This window comes from Streptomyces sp. NPDC005728, from assembly GCF_040630895.1.
Lineage (GTDB): Bacteria > Actinomycetota > Actinomycetes > Streptomycetales > Streptomycetaceae > Streptomyces.
In genome coordinates, this window is record NZ_JBEXYL010000076.1 from 1 (window position 1) to 20,188 (window position 20,188).

The window sequence follows — 20,188 nt, forward strand, 5'->3', positions numbered from 1 at the left end:
GACACCATCGACGGCTCGTTCATGAACTTCGCCTACGGCTGGGCGTTCTCCAAGCCGGTCCGCAAGGTCTACTACAACCTCACCATCACCGGCCTGTCCGTCGCCGTCGCCCTGATCATCGGCACTGTCGAGCTCCTCGGCCTGCTTGCCGACAAGCTGGACCTGCACGGTGCGTTCTGGGACTGGATCGCCGGCCTCGACCTCAACACGGTCGGCTTCGTCATCGTCGGCCTGTTCTTCGCCACCTGGGCGATCGCCCTGCTGGTGTGGAAGGCGGGCCGCATCGAGGAGAAGTGGTCGGCCGGACTGTCAGGCCCGGCCGAACAGCCCGCCGACTAGCACCTGCCACGCCTACCCCCGCGCCCCCAACTCCTTCCGCCACTTGGTCAGTTGCTGGTCCGGATCGCCCGTGAACGACCATGGGGTCCGGGTGGCACGCCGGCCCAGCATGCGCAGCAGGGCCGCGGCGATGTCCGGGGTGCCGGCCAGACAGGCCGCGTGCGCCAGGTGGTTCAGGTCCCGCAGCTCCGTCGGGGCCACGTTGCTGTCCGGGCGGGCCCGCACCCAGCGCTCCCACGTGCGCCGCACGTCGTTGACCGCGCCGTCGTGGTCCCAGTGCTGGCCGAGGCCCACCGAGCCCCGCCGGCCGTGGGCGCCGTCGAGGGCGTAGCGGTACTCCTCGACCCGGGCGTACTGCACCAGCACCGGTAGCGGGCAGCCGGCAGGCGCCGCCCCGGCCGCGTCGCGGGCGAAGTCGTACATCAGGCCGTGCGTGCCGTGCCAGCGGGCCGAGTAGTAGTGCAGGACCTGAAGATGACCCTCCACGCTGTACGGGTCCCGCCGGTGCAACTCGTCCCACCAGCGGGCCAGTTCCCGGCGCCGTACGCCCGTCGGGTACAGCCGCGCGACGGAGATCAGCGACACCCATGGAGTCGGGTCCTCGGGGCAGGCGTCGGTGGCGTGCAGGCAGGCCAGGACCGCGCTGTCGATACGGTCCCGGTCGATCGGCACGCCCCGCCCGGCGGTGATGGCCAGGTGGAACGCCCGGGCCGTCTCCGTCGCCGCACGCAGCACCTGCGCGTCGGCATTGCCCGGTTCGGCGGCCAGCCACGACTCCACCGTCGAACTGCCCGCGCAGGCCTGCGCCAGCAGCCGAACCCGGTGCCCGCGCACCGTCGGTTCGTCGCCCGTGACCCACAGCAGGTCCCGCACGCCCTGCCAGCGGCCGATGACGATGTCCTGCCGGGCGGAGGTGAGCGGCGCGTCCCCGCAGTCGGGGTCGAAATCGGATGTGAAACGGTCTCGCGCCATCGGGATCTCCCTCAGAAGTCGGTGGGGAGACCCTCGTGCAGCCGCGACGGTGCACCGGCGCCGTCGGGAACGTAGTCCGCCTCCACGGCGTGGGTGGCGTCCAGTTTCGCGGGGCGGTAGTAGTCGCTGCCCTGGCGCCAGTACCAGAGCATCGGGACGAGGCCGACGGCGAGTCCGCCGATGCCGATGCCGATGGCGGCGCCGTCCAGTTCGCCCAGTGACTCGACGAAGATCCAGAACATGAACAGGGCGCCGAACAGTGGCCAGAGTCCGCCGAGGAGGAAGTTGCCCACGGACTTGAGCAGCATCTTGCGGTAGGCGACGACGACGGCTAGTCCGGCGAGGCCGTAGTAGACGGCGATCTGCAGGCCGATCGCCGAGATGGCGTCGGAGAGGATCTCGCCGACCGAGCCGAGTGCGTTGGAGGCGATGAACATCGCGAGCGCCACGGCGCCGACCACCACGATCGCCACCCAGGGGGTGTTCCACGTGCGGTGGACTCGGCCGAGCGCGGCCGGCATCGTGCGGTCGCGGCCCATCGCGAACAGTGAGCGTGTGACCTGGATGAGTGTGGTCTCCAGGGTGGCGATGGTGGACAGCATCACGGACACTATGAGCAGCTTGCCGCCCCAGCCGGGCCAGATCTCATCGCCGAGTACCGCGAGTACGTTGGCGTCATTGTCCTCGATCTGCTGGGAGGACAGGATGATGTTCACCGCGATGGTGAACACCTCGAACAGCAGGAAGACGATGCCGACCCCGATCAGGCCCGCCAGTCCGGTCGTACGGCGGCTGTTGCGGGTCTCCTCGCTGAGGTTGCTGGTGACGTCCCAGCCCCAGTAATAGAACGCGGCGAGCAGCGCACCGGACGCGAAGCCGGACACGCCGTCGAAGTGCGAGAAGCCCAGCCAGGACCAGTCGAAGGCACGGGCGTTGTCCGTATGGAAGACGGCGAGCACCGCGAACAGCGCCAGGATGCCCAACTCCACACCGGACATCAGGAGTTGGGCGCGTACGGTGAGCCGGGCGCCGCCGAGCACCACGCCGAGCATGACGAGGAACCATGCCGCGCCGACCACCGTGGACAGCGCTGTGTTGTCCGCGAGCTTCTCGTCGAAGAGGGCCAGTGTCATCGACCCGGCGGGCAGGGATCCGGCCACCATGAAGATGGTCGCCGAGATCACCAGGGCCCAGCCGCTGATGAAGCCCAGGAACGGGTGGAGGGTACGGCCCACCCAGGAGTAACTTGCGCCCGCGTTGACGTCGATGCGGCTCAGGTAACTGAACGCCAGGGCGATGCCGAGCATGGGTATCGCGCAGTACAGCAGGGCGGCCGGGCTGGCCAGTCCCACCGCGCCGACCAGGACGGCGGTGGTCGCGGCCAGCGAGTACGCCGGTGCACTGCCGGCCACCGCCATCACCACGGTGTCGAACGTACCGAGGACATTGGCCTGGAGCCCTCTGCCCCTGTTGTTGCTCATGGTCGTGCCGCTTTCAGGTTGTGCACGGCGCACGGGCGCCTGGCCCGACGGCGTGCGGGTGGGGGGTGTGGACCCGCCTCGCACCCGAAAGGGGATGGCTTCGGGCCGGGAGCCGGTCAGGAAGAACGGGGGTGGTGGACACACCGTGCTGCCGAGTGTCGGCGGACGGTCACCGAGTGTGGGTGCGATGATAGCGGCACGCAATGACCTTTCAAGATGACCAACCGGTAATGTGCGCTGACCGGTTCGGATACCGATCAGTCGGCTGGGTGGTCGATCCGGCGCAGCCGGGCACGCCGGTGCCCGAGGGGCACTTCCACCGGAAAGGCCATGAGGGAGGCGGGCCGGTCACCCGTGCCGGCGCAACTCGTGGAAGAAGTCCTCGATGACGTTGAGCTGTCCGGAGCGGGCCGTCTCGTCGTAGACGTACTTGCCGACGGCGAGGTCGAGTACTCCGAGGCCGAACGGCGAGAAGACCACGGGCCGGTCGGTGGGGGGTGTCACTCGCCCGCTCATGACGTCGGTCAGTGTGCCGTGCAGGAAGTCGCGGTTGCCGGTGAGCTGTTCGGCCAGATGCGGGGAGGTGTCGGCTTTGAGGCAGTGTTCGACGTCGTCGACGATGTTGGTCGAGGCGAGGATGATCTCGGGCGCCAGGTCGCGCAGGGACACATGCAGGACCGTCGGGTTGTGGCCGAACCAGGCCGGGTCGCTGACGTGCGGCGCGCCCGCGACGGTGGCGAACACGACGAGGCCGCTGGCACGGATGAGGTCCTCGGGGTTGTCGTGCGCGGTGATCCGTGCGGCGGTGCCGGTCTGCTGCAGGTAGTCGCTGAATCCCGCTGCACTGCGCCGGGACAGGTCGTGGACGCCGATCTCGTCGAAGGACCAGCCCAGGGCAGCCAGGAAGGTGTGGATGTAGCGGGCGATCAGGCCCGTACCGAAGAACCCGATGCGGGTGGGGCGTTGCCGGTTGCGGGTGAGACGGTCGGCGGCCAGCGCCGCGGATGCGGCGGTTCTGGTGGCGCTGACGATGGAGCTCTCCAGACAGGCGAAGGGGTACCCGGTGTCGTGATCGTTGAGGATCAGGACGGCGGACGCCCTGGGGATGCCGGCCTGGACGTTGTCGGGGAAGCTGGAGATCCATTTGAGGCCGTCCACCCGCACCTGTCCGCCGATCGAGGCGGGCAGCGCGATGATCCGGGAGGCGGGGCGGTCGGGGAAGCGCAGGAAGTAGGAGGGAGGGTTGACCGACTCCCCGGCGGCGTGCAGCCGGTAGGTGGCCTCGACGAGGTCCACGATCTGCGCTTCCCGGTCCTGCAGGGCGCGCTGGACCTGGGCGCCGGAGATCACTGCGAACGGTGGCACGGTGTGCGGCTGGGACATGGCGGGCTCCGATGGCGTGGGGGCGGGCGTGGGGTCATCCGGTGCTCGTCTCGCCGGCCTGCGGCCACGGGGCCGGGCTCAGCGGCTCGGCCATGGCGACGAGCACGTCACGTGGTCCTTGGAAGGCCTCCCTGCTGTGTGCGGTGCGCACATTGTCGACGAGCATGAGGTCGCCGGCCCGCCACGGCTCGCGGGCGGTGTGGGCGGCGTAGGTGTTGTTGAGGAGCTGGATGATGTCCGGGCCGATGGGGTCGCCGCTTCCGAAGCGGGTGTTGAAGGGCAGCGACTCGGCGCCGTAGACGTCGACGAGGTATTCGCGGATCTCGGGTTCGATCGTCCATTCGTTGAGGAAGGCGACCTGGTTGAACCAGCAGCGGCGGCCGGTGACCGGGTGGACCGTCACGGCGGGGCGGCGCTGCCGGGTGCGCAGGCTGCCGTCGGGTTGCCAGTCGCACTCGATGCCGCCTGCGCGGCAGTAGTCCTCGACGGCCCCGCGGTCATCGGTGCCGAAGGCCTCGCTGTAGGGGGCGCCGATCTCGTCGTTGTAGGTGCGGGAGAGCAGCCAGCCTTCCTGTTCGAAGCGTTGGACCAGTTCGATGGGAAGCGCCTCCAGGACGGCGGCGGCGTCGGCGATGGCGGTGGCTCCGCCGGTCGTGGGTGCGGTCAGACAGGCGAACAGCATGAGGCCAGGGGGCTGGAGCGTGTAGCTGAGTTCGTGGTGCATGCACATCGGCTGGTTCGGTGGCCATGCCGAGGTGGAGTACACGCCCGGTGTGTGGATCCGGCGGGGGGCGAAGGCTTCCCTGTCGGTCATCAGGGCCGGGGCCAGGCCTCGGAGGACGCCGGAGGCCCGGTCCGCGTCGCGCAGATACAGGCCTCGGACGAGGAGCGCGCCGTGCTCGGCGGCGAGGGTGCGCAGTGCGTGGCGGTGATCGGCTGCCCAGGCCGACGCGTTGCCGGGGGTGTCCACGTGCAGGATCGGGGTCTTGCCGGGGTTCAGGTCCACTTTGAGAAGCGACGCAGGGATTGCGTAGGACATGGTGCTCTTCCTTTCGATGCGGTTCAGGAGCAGGTCACGGGTTGGGTGGTGGGGCGCTCGACCCGGGTGTCGACCAGGGCGGCGAGGTCGGTGAGGACCGGGTGGGCGATGACGTCCTTGAGGGACACGGCGCGGTCCAGGGCCACGGCGAGTTTCACCGCCGAGAGGGAGGTGCCGCCGCGGTCGAAGAAGTGGTCGCGGCGTCCGATACGGTCCGGTGGCACGCCGAGAACGTGACCCCACGCGGCCGCCAACCGCCGCTCGGTCGGTGTGGCCGCCGCCTCGTGGTCGTCCTCGCTGGTGGCGAGTTCTGCGGCGAGCGCTGTCAGTGCCTTCTTGTCGATCTTGCTGTTGGCGGTCAGCGGCAGGCCGGCGCGCCAGTGGAAGGCCGCCGGGACCATGTAGGCGGGCAGAGACGCACCCAGCCGGTCGGTGAGGGCCCCGGTGTCGACGGGCTGCGCGGCGCAGTAGAAGGCGACCAGGTGCTTGCTCTGATCGGCGCGCTCGGCCACCACCACTGCGCCGTCGCGGACACCGGGGATCCGGAGCAGGGCGTTCTCGACCTCGCCGATCTCGATCCGGAACCCGCGGATCTTGACCTGGGCGTCGCGGCGGCCGAGGAACTCCAGCTTCCCCGAAGGATGCCACCGCCCGTAGTCGCCGCCGAGATAGAGCCGCGTGCCGGCGCGGTGCGGATCGGCCAGGTAGGCGGCTCGGGTGCGTTCGGGATCGTTGACGTACCCGCGCCCGACACAGACCCCGGAGAACGCGATCAGACCGGGGGCCCCCAGCGGTACGGGTACGAGGTGTTCGTCCACGACGTAGATGCGCACGTTGTTGACCGGGCGGCCGAGCAGGATGCGTTCCGGCGCACGGTGCATGACCTCGTGATGGGTGTCGTCCGAGGTCTCGGTGAGGCCGTAGGCGTTGACCAGCGGGATCCGCGGCTGGGCGGTGAACCAGCGCTCGGCGATCTCCTTCTTCAGCGCCTCGCCGGTGACCGACAGGTAGCGCAGGTCGGGCAGCGTCCGGGGGCGCTGTTCGAGCTCGGTCAGGACGGCTTCGAGATAGGAGGGCACGAGCTGCAGGACGGTGACCCTGCCGTCGGTGACGGTGTCGAGGAACCGGGGGACGTCGAGGACGGCGTCCTGTTCGACCAGCAGGGTCCGCCCCCCGGTCAGCAGGGCTGACAGCAACTGCCACAGGGAGATGTCGAAGCACTGCGGTGCGGTCTGGGCGACCACCTGCCCCTCGCCGATCCGGAGGTCGTCGATCTTGGCGTAGAGGTGGTTGAGCAGGCCGGCGTGTTCGCACATCGCGCCTTTCGGCTCACCGGTGGAGCCGGAGGTGAAGTAGATGTAGGCCAGTTGGCCGGGCGTGACGTGGAGGCCGAGATCGTCGTCCGCGTGGTCTTCTCCGTAGGCCGCCTCGACGAAGAGCCTCTCGACTCCGGGCCGGGACTCGAGTGCCTGGTCGAGGGTGGCGGTGCTGCCGGGTTCGGTCAGGACCAGGGTGCAGCCGGCGCGGGAGAGGACGGCAGCGATGCGTTCGGCCGGGAAGTGCGGCTCGACGGGGAGGTAGGCGCCTCCGGCCTTGAAGACCGCGAGGACGGCGGCGAGCCAGTCCAGGTTGCGTTCGGTCACCACCGCGACGACGTCTTCACGGGCCAGTCCGCGTGCTGCGAGGGCGCGGGCCACACGGTTCGCCCGGGCGTTGAGCTCCGCATAGGTCCACTGCCGGCCTGCATGCACGGCGGCGACGGCATCCGGATGCCTCCGGACCCGGTCCTCGAACAGTTCGTGGACCATCGCGCTCGGCAACTCCCTTTCAGGTCCGGCCAGTCGGTCGAGCTGGAAGCGCAGTTCCTCGTCGGACAGCAGGCTCTGGCGCGCGTGTTCGGCGTCGGGGTCGGCGGTGATCAGCGCGAGTGCGGTCAGGTGGTAGCCGGCGATGCGGGCTGCGCTGTCGGCGTCGAGGTTGTCGGTGCGGTACCGCAGTCGCAGCACGAGTCGGCCGTCGTGGTGCCGGATGCCCACCCGCAGTGTGGTGTCCTCGGTGAGGTCCCCGTCGAGCGTGGCGGGATCGAGAACCGTCTCGAACAACGGTCCAGTCAGGCCCAGTTCGCGCTGCAGACGGTCGATGTCCGAGGCCGGAACGTCCTGGTGCGCCGGCAGTTCAGCGGTCGCCTGATGAGTGGTGTGCAGCAGTTCCCGCCATGAGGCGGGTGCGGTGGTGAGTCGGCAGGGCAGCAGGCTGCCGTCCTCGGTGGCGAATCCGGTGGTGATCTCCTGCTCAGCGGACAGTGCCGCGAGCACCTTGGCGTGCGCCGCCAGCAGAAGCGAGTCAAGCGGTATCGCCAGTTCGTCCGCGAGCCGGCACAGTCCCGTCAGGGTGCCTTCGGGGGCTTGTGTCTCGTACTGGTCCACGCCGGGCACCGGGTGGAGGGTCCATCGTGGGGCGGGGGTGAGTCCGCCGGCCGTCAGTACGCCGCGCCAGTGCTCCAGGCCGTTTCGGGTGGGGGTCGGATGCGTTGACATCGCGTCGTTTCCTCTGCTCGCAAGTGGTGTCGTGCCGTCAGTTGGCATGGGCTAGGGCGGTGTGGGGTGCGTCGGTTTCCCGGCGGCCCCCGAGGGTGATTTCGTCGGCAGGCATGTCCCGGGCCGGGTTGCCCGCCCACCGGGCGTGCGGGGAGACTTCCTCGCCTTTCATGAGGAAGGAGTCAGGGGCGAGCACGGCGCCGTCGCCGATCGTCACGCTGTAGTGGACGAAGGCGCCGACCCCGAGGGTGCAGCCGCTGCCGAGGGCGCTGCGGTCGGACTTGAAGGCGCCGTCCTCCTGCGAGTGGCACTGGATCACGGTCCCGGCGTTGAGCGTGCTGTCGTCGCCGATGGTGACGAGGGTGCGCTCCGGGAGGAAGCAGCCGTCGTCGAAGACCCGTTTGCCGATCCGGGCTCCCAGGAGCCGCCAGACGACGTTCTTGAAGGGGGTGCCGTCGAAGGCCTGGATGTAGTCGACCGACGCCATCTTCCAGAACCGTTCGTGGTGCCAGAAGGAGGGCTCGTAGATCGAGCAGTACAGCGGCTTCTGCGCCTTGAAGCCGGTGGCGGCCCGTTCGATCAGCGCGAAGTGGACGACGGTGAACGTGAAGGTGAGAACGCCGGCCAGGGCGATCGCCGGTGCACCGAGCGAGGGATAGAGGCGGGCGGCGCCCATGGTGATGAGGGTGATCACGAAGAGGTGGCTCCACCGCGCCAGCAGGTACAGGGCGGCGGTCACGGCGTTGTGCCGGTTCTTGGCGGACAGGCGGCGGCGCAGCTCCTCGCCGGTCTCCAGGTGGTGGAACCTGTTGTCCCGCAGCACGGTGCGCGGTATCTCGAAGCTGGGTGAGCCCAGCAGGCCCACGCCTTCACGCACCGGACCGTCGACGGGGACCAGGACCTTCGTGGCGAGCAGGCAGTTGTCGCCCGTCCTGCCCTGTGAGGGGTAGGCGACCTGGTTCCCGAGGAAGTTCCGGGGCCCGATCGACGCGCGGGACATGCGGAAGGCCGTACCGGAGAACTCGGCGTTCATGAGGGACAGTCCGTCGGCGATCATGGTGCCGGTGCCGACGGAGCTCAGGTACGGGTTGTCGTGCTGTACCTCGGTGCCGAAGTTCGACCCGGTCTGCTCGATGCGGGACAGGTCGTATCCGAGGTAGCGCAGGTAGTGGACGATGGCGGAGCTGTCGCCGAAGAGCGTGTTGAAGAACTTCCTGTTGGTCAGCAGCGCGATCACCCGCTGGACGCCGTAGTGGAAGCCGTACAGCGGATAGAGCCTGCCGGGCTCGATGGTCCGATTGAGGACACGCGGCACGGTGCCCACGGCCAGGAGGCCGACGAGTATCGAGCCGCAGAGCACCGTCAAGGAGATGACCAGGGCATCGACGAAGAGCGCCGGGTCGGCGGCCGTCCGGGGGTTCAGCAGCGGGTGAAGCAACGGGACACCGGCCAGCAGGGCGCTCACGGCGCCGGTCGCCAGCGGCAGCCACACCACCAGCAGGCTCAGCAGTTGCAGAACGCCGTATGCGGTCCTCTTCCGGGCGGGGCAGTCGGCGGGGCCGACCCTCCCGTAGTCCACGTCGGTCGGCTGCGCCGGCGAGCCGTGCCAGCGTTCGCCTGCGGGCACCACCTGGCCGCCGTGCAGGGAGGAGGAGTGGCCCAGCTGGGCGCCGTCACCCATCCCGGTCCTGATGTCGAGGACCGTGTGCTCGCTGACGAGCACGTTGCTGCCGAGCGTGACCCGGCCGGTCTGGATCAGGCCGCCGTGGGCGCGGTAGCAGGACAGCAGCACGTTCTTGCGAATGACCGTACCGTCACCGACGGTGAGCAGGTCGGTGCAGACCGGGATCGTGCGGGTGAGGATCGTGACGCCGCTGCCGATCCGCGCGCCGAGCGCCCTGAGGTAGAGCGCGTAGAGCGGTGAACCGACGAACAGGCGCAGGGGGCTGGTGCGGATCAGGGTCCTGACGACCCAGAAGCGCAGAAAGGCCATGCCCCACAGGGGGAACTCGCCTGCTCGCCAGCGGCCGATGAGTGTCCATTTCGCCACGATCGGGAGGGCGCACAGCCCCAGGAATCCCACGCCGGCGCACAGGATCGACCGAAGGTAGAGGTCGAACAGGCCCGAGCCTGCGGAGATCCATGCGTATCCCGCGGTCGTGGCGAAGGCGGCCAGTAGGGAATAGCCCAAGAAGAACAGGAACTGGAGCATTCCGCAGACGATGTATCGCCGTGTGGCGGCCGCAGCCCCGGCATCGGCCCGTGCTCCAGCATCTGCCGGATTCCCTGCACCGGCCGGCGCCCCGGCATCTGCCGAGGCTTCCTCGACCGGAGCCGGAGCCGGAGCCGGAGCCGGGACGGGAGCGGGCGCGACGTCGGAGAGTGCGACGGCCAGGCTCCGGATGGTGGGGTACCGGTAGATGTCCTTCATCGACACCGTCGGCAGGTCCTCCCGCTTCCTCACCCGCGCACAGAACTGCGCCATCACCAGGGAATCTGCGCCCAGGTCGTCGAAGAAATGACTGTGGGGCGACACCTGCTCCACATGTACGACACCGGCCAGCACCTCGGCCAGAAGCCTCTCGGCGCCGGCCGCCGAACCGGCCGTCCCCTCGTCCTGGAAGGTGATGCGGGCCGAATCTGCCGCAATTACGTCCGCCGTTTCGTCTAGCACGAGAGCTCCTTGAGCGCGTTTCGGTCAGTGCGTACGGACTCGTGACGCCCGCCTCTCCAGTACGCCCGTCGGGGGAGTTCCTGTCCTGTTCCTTGATGTCGGGACTTGACGTCGAAAGCTGACCTTGATAAACGGCTGATGATTCGAATGCCCTCGTTCGGCCGCCGCGTATACGCGCACAGCTCGCGTGTCAAGTCCCGAATTTCGGTGGCATGACAGAGCTGCTCCCGTTCGGGCGTACTGGAGGAAATCCGGCGAGTCGTCGCTCGCCGCTGAATTCCTCCGGAGGAGACGACATGCCTGTCATATCCGCCCCCCAGGACTTCAACGAGGACGATCTCTACGTCGACCTCGAGGGAATCTTTGAACGCCCGTTGTTCCTCAAGTGCGAGGGATTCAATTTCGCCGGCTCGATCAAGCTCAAGGCCGCCGCCGAAATGGTCGAGGCTGCCGAACGTGACGGCCTGCTGACGCCGGACTCGGTTCTGGTCGAGTCGTCCTCGGGCAACCTGGGTGTGGCCCTGAGCGTGATCGCGGCCCACAGGGGATACCGCTTTTTGTGCGTGACCGACTCCCGCTGCAACCTGGCGACCAGGATGATGATGGAGGCCTTTGGTAGTCAGGTGCATGTCATCACCGAGCCCGACCCTGTCAGCGGGCTCCTGGGTGCACGTATCGACCACGTCCACGCGCTGTGCGCCTCCGGCGAGCGCTATGTGTGGCTCAACCAGTACGCCAACCCCAGCAACGGCATGGCCCACTACCAGCGGACCGCCCCGGCCATCGCCCGGCAGTTCCCGGACCTGGATGTGCTGTTCGTCGGCGCCGGCACCACCGGGACCCTGATGGGCTGCGCGCGCTACTTCCGCGAGTGGCACCGGCCGGTACGCATCGTGGCCGTCGACACCATCGGCTCGGTGACCTTCGGGGGTGCCCCCGGCCGTCGGATGATTCCCGGCCTGGGCACCAGCATGCGCCCCCCGCTGCTGGACGAGTCCTGTGTCGACGACGTGGTGCGCGTGGAAGAGGCCGATACCGTCCGGGCCTGCCACGCGCTGGCGAGGCGTGGGTTTCTGTTCGGGGGCTCCACCGGCACGGTGGTCAGCGGCGCGATGGACTGGCTGGCTCGCCAGGAGGGGCGGGAGCTGACGGCGGTGGCCATCGCCCCGGATCTCGGTGAGCGGTACCTGGAGACGATCTACCAGAGCACCTGGGTGCGGGGCCTGTACGGCGAAGACGTCCTCGACTCCCGGTCGCCGGCCATGGCATCTCAGGCAGCCTGACGCTTCTCGGCACCCTCCACTCTGCTTTACCCTTCAACCATATGGGTGCCGTGAGGAGGCCGCGCCATGACGGAACTCGGACTGGCCGACACGGTCGGCATCCTGCGACAGCCCGGTGTGCGGGCACGGCACAGCAGCTCAGGGCTCGGATGGGACCGGCTGTATCTCTCCGCGCAGGAGGAGCAGCCCTACCGCGCGGCGTTCGATCCGGCCCCCACCCACCTGCTGATCCTGCACCTCAGCGGCCCCGTCACCGTACGGCGGGGGCAGGGTGCGGACAGGCGGTCGCGGACGGTACCGGCCGGCGGGCTCTTCCTGCAGCCGGCCGGCCGGACTCTCGCCGTGGAGCTCGGCGGGCGCCTGGAGACGATCCACGCCTACCTCACGGACGACTCCCTGCGCGACGCCAACGGCGGGCGGCCTGTGGAGCTGTCCGAGGAGCTCGGGGCCAGCGATCCACTCGCCGAACAGCTCATGCTGGCGCTGGAGGGCACGGTCCGCTCCTGGGAGCCGTCGGCCCGCACGTACACCGACCACCTGACCGGAATGCTCGCCGCGCAGCTCGTCCGCCGCCACGGCGTCGGCGCGAGCGCACCCCCGCCCGACCGGTCCGGGCTGTCCGACCGGCAGCTCACCGCCGTCCGCGAGCTCATGGAGCAGCGCCTCGCCGAACCGCTGCCGATCGCGGACCTCGCCGCCTCGGCCTCGCTGAGCTCGAGCCAGTTCACCCGGAGGTTCCGGGCGAGCACAGGCCGGTCGCCCCACCAGTTCCTGCTCAACCTGCGTCTGGAGGCTGCGTGCCGGCTCCTGCGCACCGGCTCCACCCCGATTGCGGAGGTGGCGGCCACCTGCGGGTTCTCCCACCAGGAGCACCTCACCCGGGTGATGCGTACCCGGCTGGGCACCACCCCGGCCGCGCTGCGCCGGTCCGGCTGAGGACGGCGGGGCCGCCCCTCAGCGTTCCAGTACCAGTGCCAGTGCCTGGCCCACGCCGATGCACAGCGCCGCCAGGCCCGTGCCGGTGCCCGCGGCGGCCAGCTGGTGCGCGACCGCTCCGGCGATGCGGGCCCCCGACGCACCCAGCGGATGGCCGATGGCGATGGCGCCGCCGCGCGGGTTGACCACCTCCGGGTCGAGTTCCGGCAGTGCCGCCAGACAGGCCAGCGCCTGGGCCGCGTAGGCCTCGTTCAGCTCGACCGTGTGCAGATCTCCGGGAGCGACCGTCGCCTTCGCGAGCACCTTGCGGACGGCGTCGACCGGGCCGAGCCCGAAGTACTGCGGCTCGATGCCCGTCACCGCCGCCGCCCGCACCCGGGCCAGGGGCTCGCGCCCGATCGCCGCGAGCCCGTCCTCGTCGGCGAGCAGCAGCGCGGCCGCCCCGTCGTTGAGCGGCGAGGCGTTGCCGGCCGTGATCGTGCCGTCCGAAGTGAAGGCCGGCCTGAGCCGGGCGAGCGCCTCCCCGGAGGTGTCGTCCCGGATGCCTTCGTCACGGGTCAGGTCCACCCCCTCGACGGGGACGACCTCGCCCGCGTACCGGCCCTCGCGCCAGGCGCGGGCGGCGTTGCGGTGGCTGTCCAGGGCGAACGCGTCCTGTGCCTCCCGGGTGACGGCGTACTTGGCGCGGACGAGTTCGGCGCTCTCGCCGAGCGGGATCGTCCACTCCGCGGGCATGCGCGGGTTCACCATCCGCCAGCCCAGCGTCGTCGAGTACAGCTGCTGGTCCTTCGCCGGGAAGGCCCGCTCCGGCTTCGGCAGCACCCAGGGCGCACGGCTCATGGACTCGACACCGCCCGCCACCGCGACGGACGCGTCCCCGAGTGCGATGGCGCGGGCCGCCTGGACGACGGCTTCCATACCGGATCCGCACAGCCGGTTGACCGTGGCTCCGGGCACGCTGACCGGGAGTCCGGCGAGCAGGACGGCCATGCGGGCCACGTCGCGGTTCTCCTCGCCCGCGCCGTTGGCGTTGCCGAGCAGCACGTCGTCGATGCGCGCGGGGTCCAGGCCGGGGCTGCGGTCGACGAGGGCGCGCAGCACACCGGCGGCGAGGTCGTCCGGGCGTACGCCCGCCAGGGCACCGCCGTAGCGGCCGAAGGGGGTACGGACGGCGTCGACGACGTACACGTCACGCGGTCGTTCGATCATCGATTGCTCCCAGCGGGCTTCTCGCGACGGACGGTAAGGGGCGTTCGGGCGGCTATCTGATGTACGGTCACGCCCGGTGCGGTTTCGACGAGTTCGAGCCCGTGGGGCGTGACGTCGAGGACGCACAGGTCGGTGATGATCCGGTCCACGCAGGCGCGGCCCGTCAGCGGAAGCGTGCACTCCGGAACGATCTTCGAGTCGCCGTCCTTCGTCAGGTGCTCCATGAGCACGACGACCCGGCCGGCCCCGTGGACGAGGTCCATCGCACCGCCCATCCCCTTGATCATCTTTCCGGGGACCGCCCAGTTGGCGAGGTCGCCGCGGACCGAGACCTGGAGCGCGCCCAGGACGGCGGTGTCGATGTGGCCGCCGCGGATCATGCCGAAGGAGAGCGAGGAGTCGAAGAAGGACGCTCCCGGCCGTACGGTCACGGTCTCCTTGCCCGCGTTGATGAGGTCGGCGTCGACCTCGTCGGGGGACGGGTACGGCCCGACGCCGAGCAGCCCGTTCTCCGAGTGCAGGACGACATCGACGCCCGGTGGCAGGAAGCCGGCCACGCGGGTGGGCAGCCCGATGCCCAGGTTGACGTAGTCGCCGTCCCGCAGCTCGCTCGCGGCGCGTGCCGCCATCTCGTCCCTGCTCCAGCTCATCGCTCGCGCACCGTTCTCTTCTCGATTCCCTTGTCGGCCGCCTGTTGGGGCGTCAGCGCCACGACACGCTGCACGAACACCCCCGGCAGATGGATCTCGTCGGGGCCGAGTGCGCCCGGCTCGACCAGTTCCTCCACCTCTGCCACGGTGATCCGCCCGGCCATGGCGGCCAGCGGATTGAAGTTGCGCGCCGCACGGTTGAACACGAGATTGCCGTGCCGGTCCCCGCGCGCGGCTCTGACCAGCGCGTAGTCCGTGGTGATGGCGTGCTCCAGGATGTGGTCCACGCCGCCGAAGGTCCGCACCTCCTTGGGTGGCGAGGCCACTGCGACCGATCCGTCCGCGGCGTAGCGCCACGGCAGGCCTCCCTCGGCGACCTGCGTACCGACGCCGGCGGGAGTGTAGAAGGCCGGGATCCCGGAGCCGCCCGCTCGCAGTCGCTCGGCGAGCGTGCCCTGCGGTGTCAGTTCGACCTCCAGATCGCCCGCGAGGTACTGCCGGCCGAACTCCTTGTTCTCCCCGATGTACGAGCCGGTGACCCGGGCGATGCGGCCCGCGGCCAGCAGGATGCCGAGGCCACGGCCGTCGACGCCGCAGTTGTTCGACACGACCGCCAGACCGCTCGCCCCGCTCTCGTACAGGGCGCCGATGAGGACCTCGGGAACACCGCTCAGTCCGAAGCCGCCGACGGCGAACGACCGTCCGTCCGTCACGTCCGCCAGGGCCTCCTCGGCCGTGGCCATCAGCTTGTCCATCCCGCTTCTCTCCTACCGTGCCAGCACCCGGCGCAGTGCGCCGAGCAACTCGTCCCGGGCCGCCTGCGCGGTCTCGGGGGCCGTGGTGCGCCGCCAGGCGACATGCCCGTCCGGGCGCACCAGCAGCACGCCGTCCTCGGCGATCTCGCCGACCCGGCTCCATTCGCCGTACGTGTCACGGGAGTTGTCGTCGCCGACGCGCACCACCCGCAGCGGGACGCCGAGGTCCGCCCGGCACGCGGTCGCGGCCGTGTCCCAGACGCCGCCCGAGAGGCCGGTCAGCACGGTGAAGGTGCCGCCGCCGACGACGTCCAGCGTGGACAGCCGCTCGCCCTGCCCGTCGACGAGCCACGCGTGCGGCAGTTTCGCGCCGGGCCGCGTGGTCGGCCGGTGCACCAACTCCCGGTCGTGCTGCCAGACTTCGGCCGGGCCGTCGTCGGGAAGCACTGCGGACGAGACGTAGCGCTGGTTCATCTCGACGCCGTGCGCGTTGAACTCGTAGTTCTTGAGCTGGATCGCCTCCTCGAGCAGGCGTCGCTTCTTGGCGCCCTCGGGTGTCGGCGCATCTATGGCCGCGAGTCCCTCGGTGATGGTCTCGTGGTCGCTGCCGCCACCGATGCCGAGCACCTCGAAGATCGGGCCGAACTGGTCGCGGCTGAGGTTGGCTCGTTCGACGATCTGCCGCCCGACGGGGGCGCGTTCGGCGGTGTAGGTGTCGAGCAGCCCGGGTCCGGCCTCGCCGCGGATCACCATGGCGAGCTTCCAGGCGAGGTTGTACGCGTCCTGGACGGAGGTGTTGGAGCCGAGCCCGTTGGACGGCGGGTGGCGGTGCACCGCGTCGCCCGCACAGAAGACCCTCCCGGACGAATACGCCGTGGCGTGGCTGTGGTTGACGGTCCACAGCGAGGTCGACGTGATCTCCACCGGCAGGCCGGGGTCGCCGATGAGGTCGCGCACGATCTGCCGGGCCGTCTCCTCGTCCACGTCCGGCGGCGGCTGCTCGATGTCGTAACCCCACACCAGCAGCCACTCGTTCCACGGACGGACCATGCGGACCAGGCCCATGCCGATGCCGCCGGTCTCCGCGCCGGGCTGCAGCACCCAGTACAGGACGCTCGGCCGGTGGGCGCAGTACCGGGTGAGGTCGGCCTTGAAGACGATGTTCATGCTGCCGGCCTTGGCCATACGGCCGTCGAAGGGAAGGCCGAGCTGTTCGGCGACCGTGCTGCGCCCACCGTCCGCGCCGATCAGGTAGCGGGCCCGTACGGTGAACTCGTCGCCGCGGACCCGGTCGCGCAGCAGCGCGGTGACGCCGTCCTCGTCCTGGGTGAAGCTGACGAACTCGGTGTCGAAGCGCACCTTCGCGCCGCGGGCCGCCGCGTTGTTCACCAGGATCGGCTCCAGGTAGGTCTGTGGCAGGTCGATCATCTCGCACGGGCTCTTCGACGCGTATTCGGCGGCTGTCGCGGGCCCCGTGCCCCAGCTGCGGATGCGGCCGATCTCGTGCCCGGTGAGGGCGGTGCACAGCACCGTGTCGCCCATGAGGTGCGACGGGCTGCCGACGGCCAGCGCCTCGGACTCCACCGCGAGGTCGCGCAGGACCTCCATGGTGCGCTGGTTGGTGATGTGCGCCCGCGGGGTGTTGGCCAGCCAGCCGTACTTCGTCACCAGCAGGGTGCGGATGCCGTAGGTGGCCAGCAGCAGCGCGGCCGAACCGCCGGCAGGGCCGCTGCCGACGACTAGGACGTCGGTGTCGTACGTGTCGTGCGTGTCGGTGGGTGTCATGGGCTGACGCTCCTCGGTCATCCGGCCAGGGGGGCGAGGCGGAAGGTGTAGTCGAGACGGCGCCACTCGCCGTCGACCCGGCGGCCGTCGGGAGTGGGGCCGCTCTGCGGCGCGAAGTCGACGACCAGCTCGTCCTTCACGCCGAAGACGGTGTCGCTGTCCAGGTAGGCGCCGCCCGACACGAACAGCTGCGTGACGAGCCGGCGGTGGCCGGGCGCGTCGAACATGAAGTGGAGGTGCGGCGCCCGGAAGGGATGGCGCCCGACCGCGTCGAGCATCTGCCCGACCGGCCCGTCCTCCGGGATCGGGTACTCCGAGGGCAGGATGGACCAGAACGTGATCCGCCCCTCGGCGTCGGTGCGCAGCCGGCCCCGCAGCACCGGCCCCTCCAGGTCCGGGAGCTGGACGTCGTAGAAACCGTCCTCGTTGGACTGCCACACGTCCACGACCGCGTCCTTGACCGGCTCACCGCCGGTGTCCGTGACCTGCACGTCCACCCAGAGCGGGGTGCCGGGCAGCCCTCCGGAGATGTCGCCGCCCTGCGCGGTCTCGGGCGGGCCCTCCACATAGAAGGGGCCGAGCACCGCGGACGGAGTGCTGTCGGGCGTACGGGAGTTGGTGAGCAGATCCACGGCGCTGGAGACGCCGAGCGTGTCCGACAGCAGCACGAACTCCTGCCGGGTCGGGCCGCAGATCCCGCCGGTGCGGGTGAGGAAGTCGATGGCGTACTGCCATTCGGTATCGGTGACGTCGTTGGTGGCGACGAAGGTGTGCAGATGCCGGACCAGGTCGCTCAGCAAGGTGCGCACGCGCGGGTCGGGGGCCTGCGCGAAGCTGGCCACGACCTGTTCGGTGAGACGGGCCAGCGAGGCTTCCGTGGCGGGGGGACCCCCGGGGCGGCGTCCGTGCCAGGCGCCGGCCAGCAGCTCCGCGATGCCCTCGGTGGTCAGCTCGCGCGGGTTCGGGTAAGGCGTCGAGGTGGCCAGCTCGGCCGCGCGGGCGAGGCCGGACTCCGGCATGCCGAGGTCGCGCAGCGAGGTGGGCCCGCCCAGGGAGGCGACCAGGTCGTACACGCCGCCGGGGGCGTCGGGCACGCCCAGGGCGTCGGCGATGCGGCGCATCACGCCGGGCACCGCGGGCGCGTTGTAGGCCATGGCGTGCGGCAGGACGACGGTGTGCGTCGCGGCGTGCGGCAGGTCGAAACTGCCGCCGAGGGTGTGGCACAGCTTGTGGTGCAGGCCCATACCCACCGTGGCGAGGCAGGTCCCGGCGAGCCAGGCCGCGTGCAGCAGGTCGGCGCGTGCCTCCAGATCGGCGGGGTCGGCGGTGAGGCGGGGCAGCGCCCGGGCGATGCGGGAGACCGCGTCGAGGGCCTGCTGGTCGGTGACGGGGTTCGCGTCGGCGGAGTACAGGGCCTCGACGGCGTGGGCGAGCGCGTTGACGCCGCTCGTGACCGTCAGGGGCAGCGGCAGGGTGAGCGTGAAGTCGACGTCGTACACGACGGTCTCGGGCAGGATCGCCGGAGACGACTGGGTGACCTTGCGACCGTCCCGGGTCTCGCCGAGCACCGGGGTCACCTCGGAGCCCGCGTACGTGGTCGGCAGGATCACCTGCGGAAGCCCCGTGCGCAGAGCCAGTGCCTTCGACAGGCCCGTGGTCGAACCGCCCCCGACGGCGACGATGCCGTCCACGGAGGACTCCCTGACCACGTCGAGAGCCTGCTCGGTCACCGCCACCGGGGTGTGCATGGCCGCGCCGTCGAACTCCGCCGCCAGGAGGCCGCCGAGCTCCTGGCGGACCCGTGCGGAGGCTGCCGCCAGGGGTCCGCCGCCCAGCAGCAGCACCCGGGAGCAGCCGAGCCGCCCGACCTCCTCATGGAGGCGGCCGACCGTGCCGGCACCGAAGACCACCCGCGAGGGGTGGGATGTGTGGACGAACGTCTGCATGGAACTCTGCCTCCGCGTGTCATCCGGTCGCGTCGGTCTCTTGGGCCACCGAGTATGCGGAGAACGTCCTCGTGAACTCCTGCACGATCCAGGCGGCCCCCTGCACGAAACGCGCATGTGCGACGCTGGAGGTCTGATCACCACGGTGACTCCGTTCGGAAACCGGAAGTGGTGCGTGCGGATGAGTTCGAGCTTCGCCGACGGCCCGCAACCCGTGCCGGCTGCTCCCGGAAACGGGCCCGCCGTTTCCCGGCAGGAATTCGACGCACTGTTCGACGCGGTCCGTACCTGGGGTCGCTGGGCCGCGGCCGACCGGGGGGCCTGGAACCGGGTGAGCGCGGACCGGGTGCGGCGGGCCGCGGCGCGGGTGCGGTCCGGGACGGTCGTTCCGATGGGGCTGCCCTGGAACACCCGGGCCGGCCCCGACAACCGCAAGCCCGCCGTGCACCGCATGACCGATGTCGGCGATGTGGAGCCGCCGGAGCCCTCCACCCACAAGGACTTCATCGCCGCGGACTACCACGGCAAGGGAGTCACCCATCTCGACGCCCTGTGCCACATCGCCTACCGGGGGCAGCTCTACGACGGCCGGACGGCGAGCGAGGCCGTCGACGCCACGGGCGCCCGCTTCGGTGCGGTGTCGGCGCTGGGGCCGCTCGTCACGACGGGTGTGCTGCTCGACCTCCCCGCGGTCGCCGGGACCCGCTGGCTGGAGCCGGGACAGGCGGTCCACGCCGAGGACATCGTCGCGGCGGAGAGAGCCCTGGGTGTGACGATCGGCGAGGGCGACGCGGTGCTGCTGCGTTCCGGCCGCGTCCGCCGCCGGGCGGAACTCGGTGCCTGGGATTCCGACAGCGCGAGCGCGGGCCTCCACGTGGACGCCGTACCGCTGCTGGCCGAGCGCGGTGTCGCGCTGCTCGGCGCCGACGGCGACAGCGATGTGCGCCCCTCGCCCGTGGACGGCGTCCACTCGCCGGTCCATGCCCTGGCCGTGGCGGCGATGGGGGTGCCGCTGCTGGACAACCTCGACCTGGAGGCGCTGTCCGCCGCGACCGCCGAGGCAGGACGGTACGAGTTCCTGCTCGTCCTGTCACCGCTGAACGTCCCGGGTGGTACGGGCTCGCCCGTCAACCCGGTCGCGGTTCTGTGACCACGGGATCACCGGCCTCGTCGGCCACGGGCTCCGTTGACAGAGGGGC

Annotated in this window: 14 protein-coding genes and 1 pseudogene; 4 read left to right on the forward strand and 11 right to left on the reverse strand. The window is 70.4% G+C overall.

From position 1 onward, the window contains the following. Positions 1–339, forward strand: a pseudogene (locus ABZ471_RS35525) (HoxN/HupN/NixA family nickel/cobalt transporter); the annotation flags it as partial. A 12-nt stretch (positions 340–351) separates the two neighbouring features. On the opposite strand, the gene ABZ471_RS35530 reads toward ABZ471_RS35525, so the two are convergent. The 6 genes from ABZ471_RS35530 to ABZ471_RS35555 all read right to left on the reverse strand — a co-directional run bounded on the left by ABZ471_RS35530 (position 352) and on the right by ABZ471_RS35555 (position 10,380). Then, entirely contained in the window at positions 352–1,311 is a 960-nt protein-coding gene (locus tag ABZ471_RS35530; protein WP_359072398.1) for a hypothetical protein, read from the reverse strand. An 11-nt stretch (positions 1,312–1,322) separates the two neighbouring features. Next, positions 1,323–2,792: an APC family permease gene (locus ABZ471_RS35535; RefSeq protein ID WP_359072399.1), complete on the reverse strand. Its 1,470-nt coding sequence runs from the start codon at positions 2,790–2,792 to the stop codon at positions 1,323–1,325. 348 nt (positions 2,793–3,140) lie between these two features. Continuing rightward, complete coding sequence (sbnB, locus tag ABZ471_RS35540; RefSeq protein WP_359072401.1) at positions 3,141–4,175, reverse strand: 2,3-diaminopropionate biosynthesis protein SbnB; 1,035 nt, start codon at positions 4,173–4,175, stop codon at positions 3,141–3,143. A 34-nt stretch (positions 4,176–4,209) separates the two neighbouring features. After that, positions 4,210–5,214, reverse strand: a complete 1,005-nt coding sequence (locus ABZ471_RS35545; RefSeq protein ID WP_359072403.1) for a TauD/TfdA family dioxygenase — start codon at positions 5,212–5,214, stop codon at positions 4,210–4,212. A 23-nt stretch (positions 5,215–5,237) separates the two neighbouring features. Beyond that, positions 5,238–7,751, reverse strand: coding sequence for an amino acid adenylation domain-containing protein (locus ABZ471_RS35550; protein WP_359072405.1), 2,514 nt, complete (start codon positions 7,749–7,751; stop codon positions 5,238–5,240). Positions 7,752–7,788: 37 nt separating this feature from the next. Beyond that, positions 7,789–10,380 carry a Pls/PosA family non-ribosomal peptide synthetase gene (locus ABZ471_RS35555; RefSeq protein ID WP_359072436.1) on the reverse strand — a complete coding sequence of 864 codons (2,592 nt, stop codon included), beginning with the start codon at positions 10,378–10,380 and terminating at the stop codon, positions 7,789–7,791. A gap of 341 nt (positions 10,381–10,721) precedes the next feature. On the opposite strand from ABZ471_RS35555, the gene sbnA reads away from it, so the two are divergent. Next, positions 10,722–11,708, forward strand: a complete 987-nt coding sequence (gene sbnA, locus ABZ471_RS35560; RefSeq protein ID WP_359072407.1) for a 2,3-diaminopropionate biosynthesis protein SbnA — start codon at positions 10,722–10,724, stop codon at positions 11,706–11,708. Between the two features lie 66 nt (positions 11,709–11,774). Continuing rightward, positions 11,775–12,644, forward strand: coding sequence for a helix-turn-helix domain-containing protein (locus tag ABZ471_RS35565; protein ID WP_359072408.1), 870 nt, complete (start codon positions 11,775–11,777; stop codon positions 12,642–12,644). A gap of 18 nt (positions 12,645–12,662) precedes the next feature. On the opposite strand, the gene ABZ471_RS35570 is transcribed toward ABZ471_RS35565, so the two are convergent. Genes ABZ471_RS35570 through ABZ471_RS35590 form a run of 5 tightly spaced genes read right to left on the reverse strand, consistent with a single transcriptional unit; the run spans position 12,663 to position 18,989 of the window. Beyond that, a complete protein-coding gene (locus ABZ471_RS35570) occupies positions 12,663–13,853 on the reverse strand; it encodes an acetyl-CoA C-acyltransferase (protein WP_359072410.1) in 1,191 nt (396 codons plus the stop codon). Beyond that, positions 13,850–14,503, reverse strand: a complete 654-nt coding sequence (locus tag ABZ471_RS35575; protein WP_359072412.1) for a CoA transferase subunit B — start codon at positions 14,501–14,503, stop codon at positions 13,850–13,852. The genes ABZ471_RS35570 and ABZ471_RS35575 overlap by 4 nt, the downstream gene beginning before the upstream one ends. Continuing rightward, positions 14,500–15,258, reverse strand: coding sequence for a CoA transferase subunit A (locus tag ABZ471_RS35580; RefSeq protein WP_359072414.1), 759 nt, complete (start codon positions 15,256–15,258; stop codon positions 14,500–14,502). The genes ABZ471_RS35575 and ABZ471_RS35580 overlap by 4 nt, the downstream gene beginning before the upstream one ends. A 12-nt stretch (positions 15,259–15,270) precedes the next feature. Next, entirely contained in the window at positions 15,271–17,043 is a 1,773-nt protein-coding gene (locus tag ABZ471_RS35585; protein WP_359072415.1) for an FAD-dependent monooxygenase, read from the reverse strand. Between the two features lie 17 nt (positions 17,044–17,060). After that, positions 17,061–18,989 carry a maleylacetate reductase and hydroxyquinol 1,2-dioxygenase domain-containing protein gene (locus ABZ471_RS35590; RefSeq protein WP_359072417.1) on the reverse strand — a complete coding sequence of 643 codons (1,929 nt, stop codon included), beginning with the start codon at positions 18,987–18,989 and terminating at the stop codon, positions 17,061–17,063. Positions 18,990–19,170: 181 nt separating this feature from the next. Between ABZ471_RS35590 and ABZ471_RS35595 the strand changes: the two genes are divergently transcribed. Next, positions 19,171–20,139 carry a cyclase family protein gene (locus tag ABZ471_RS35595; RefSeq protein ID WP_359072418.1) on the forward strand — a complete coding sequence of 323 codons (969 nt, stop codon included), beginning with the start codon at positions 19,171–19,173 and terminating at the stop codon, positions 20,137–20,139. The last annotated feature ends 49 nt before the right edge of the window (positions 20,140–20,188 follow it).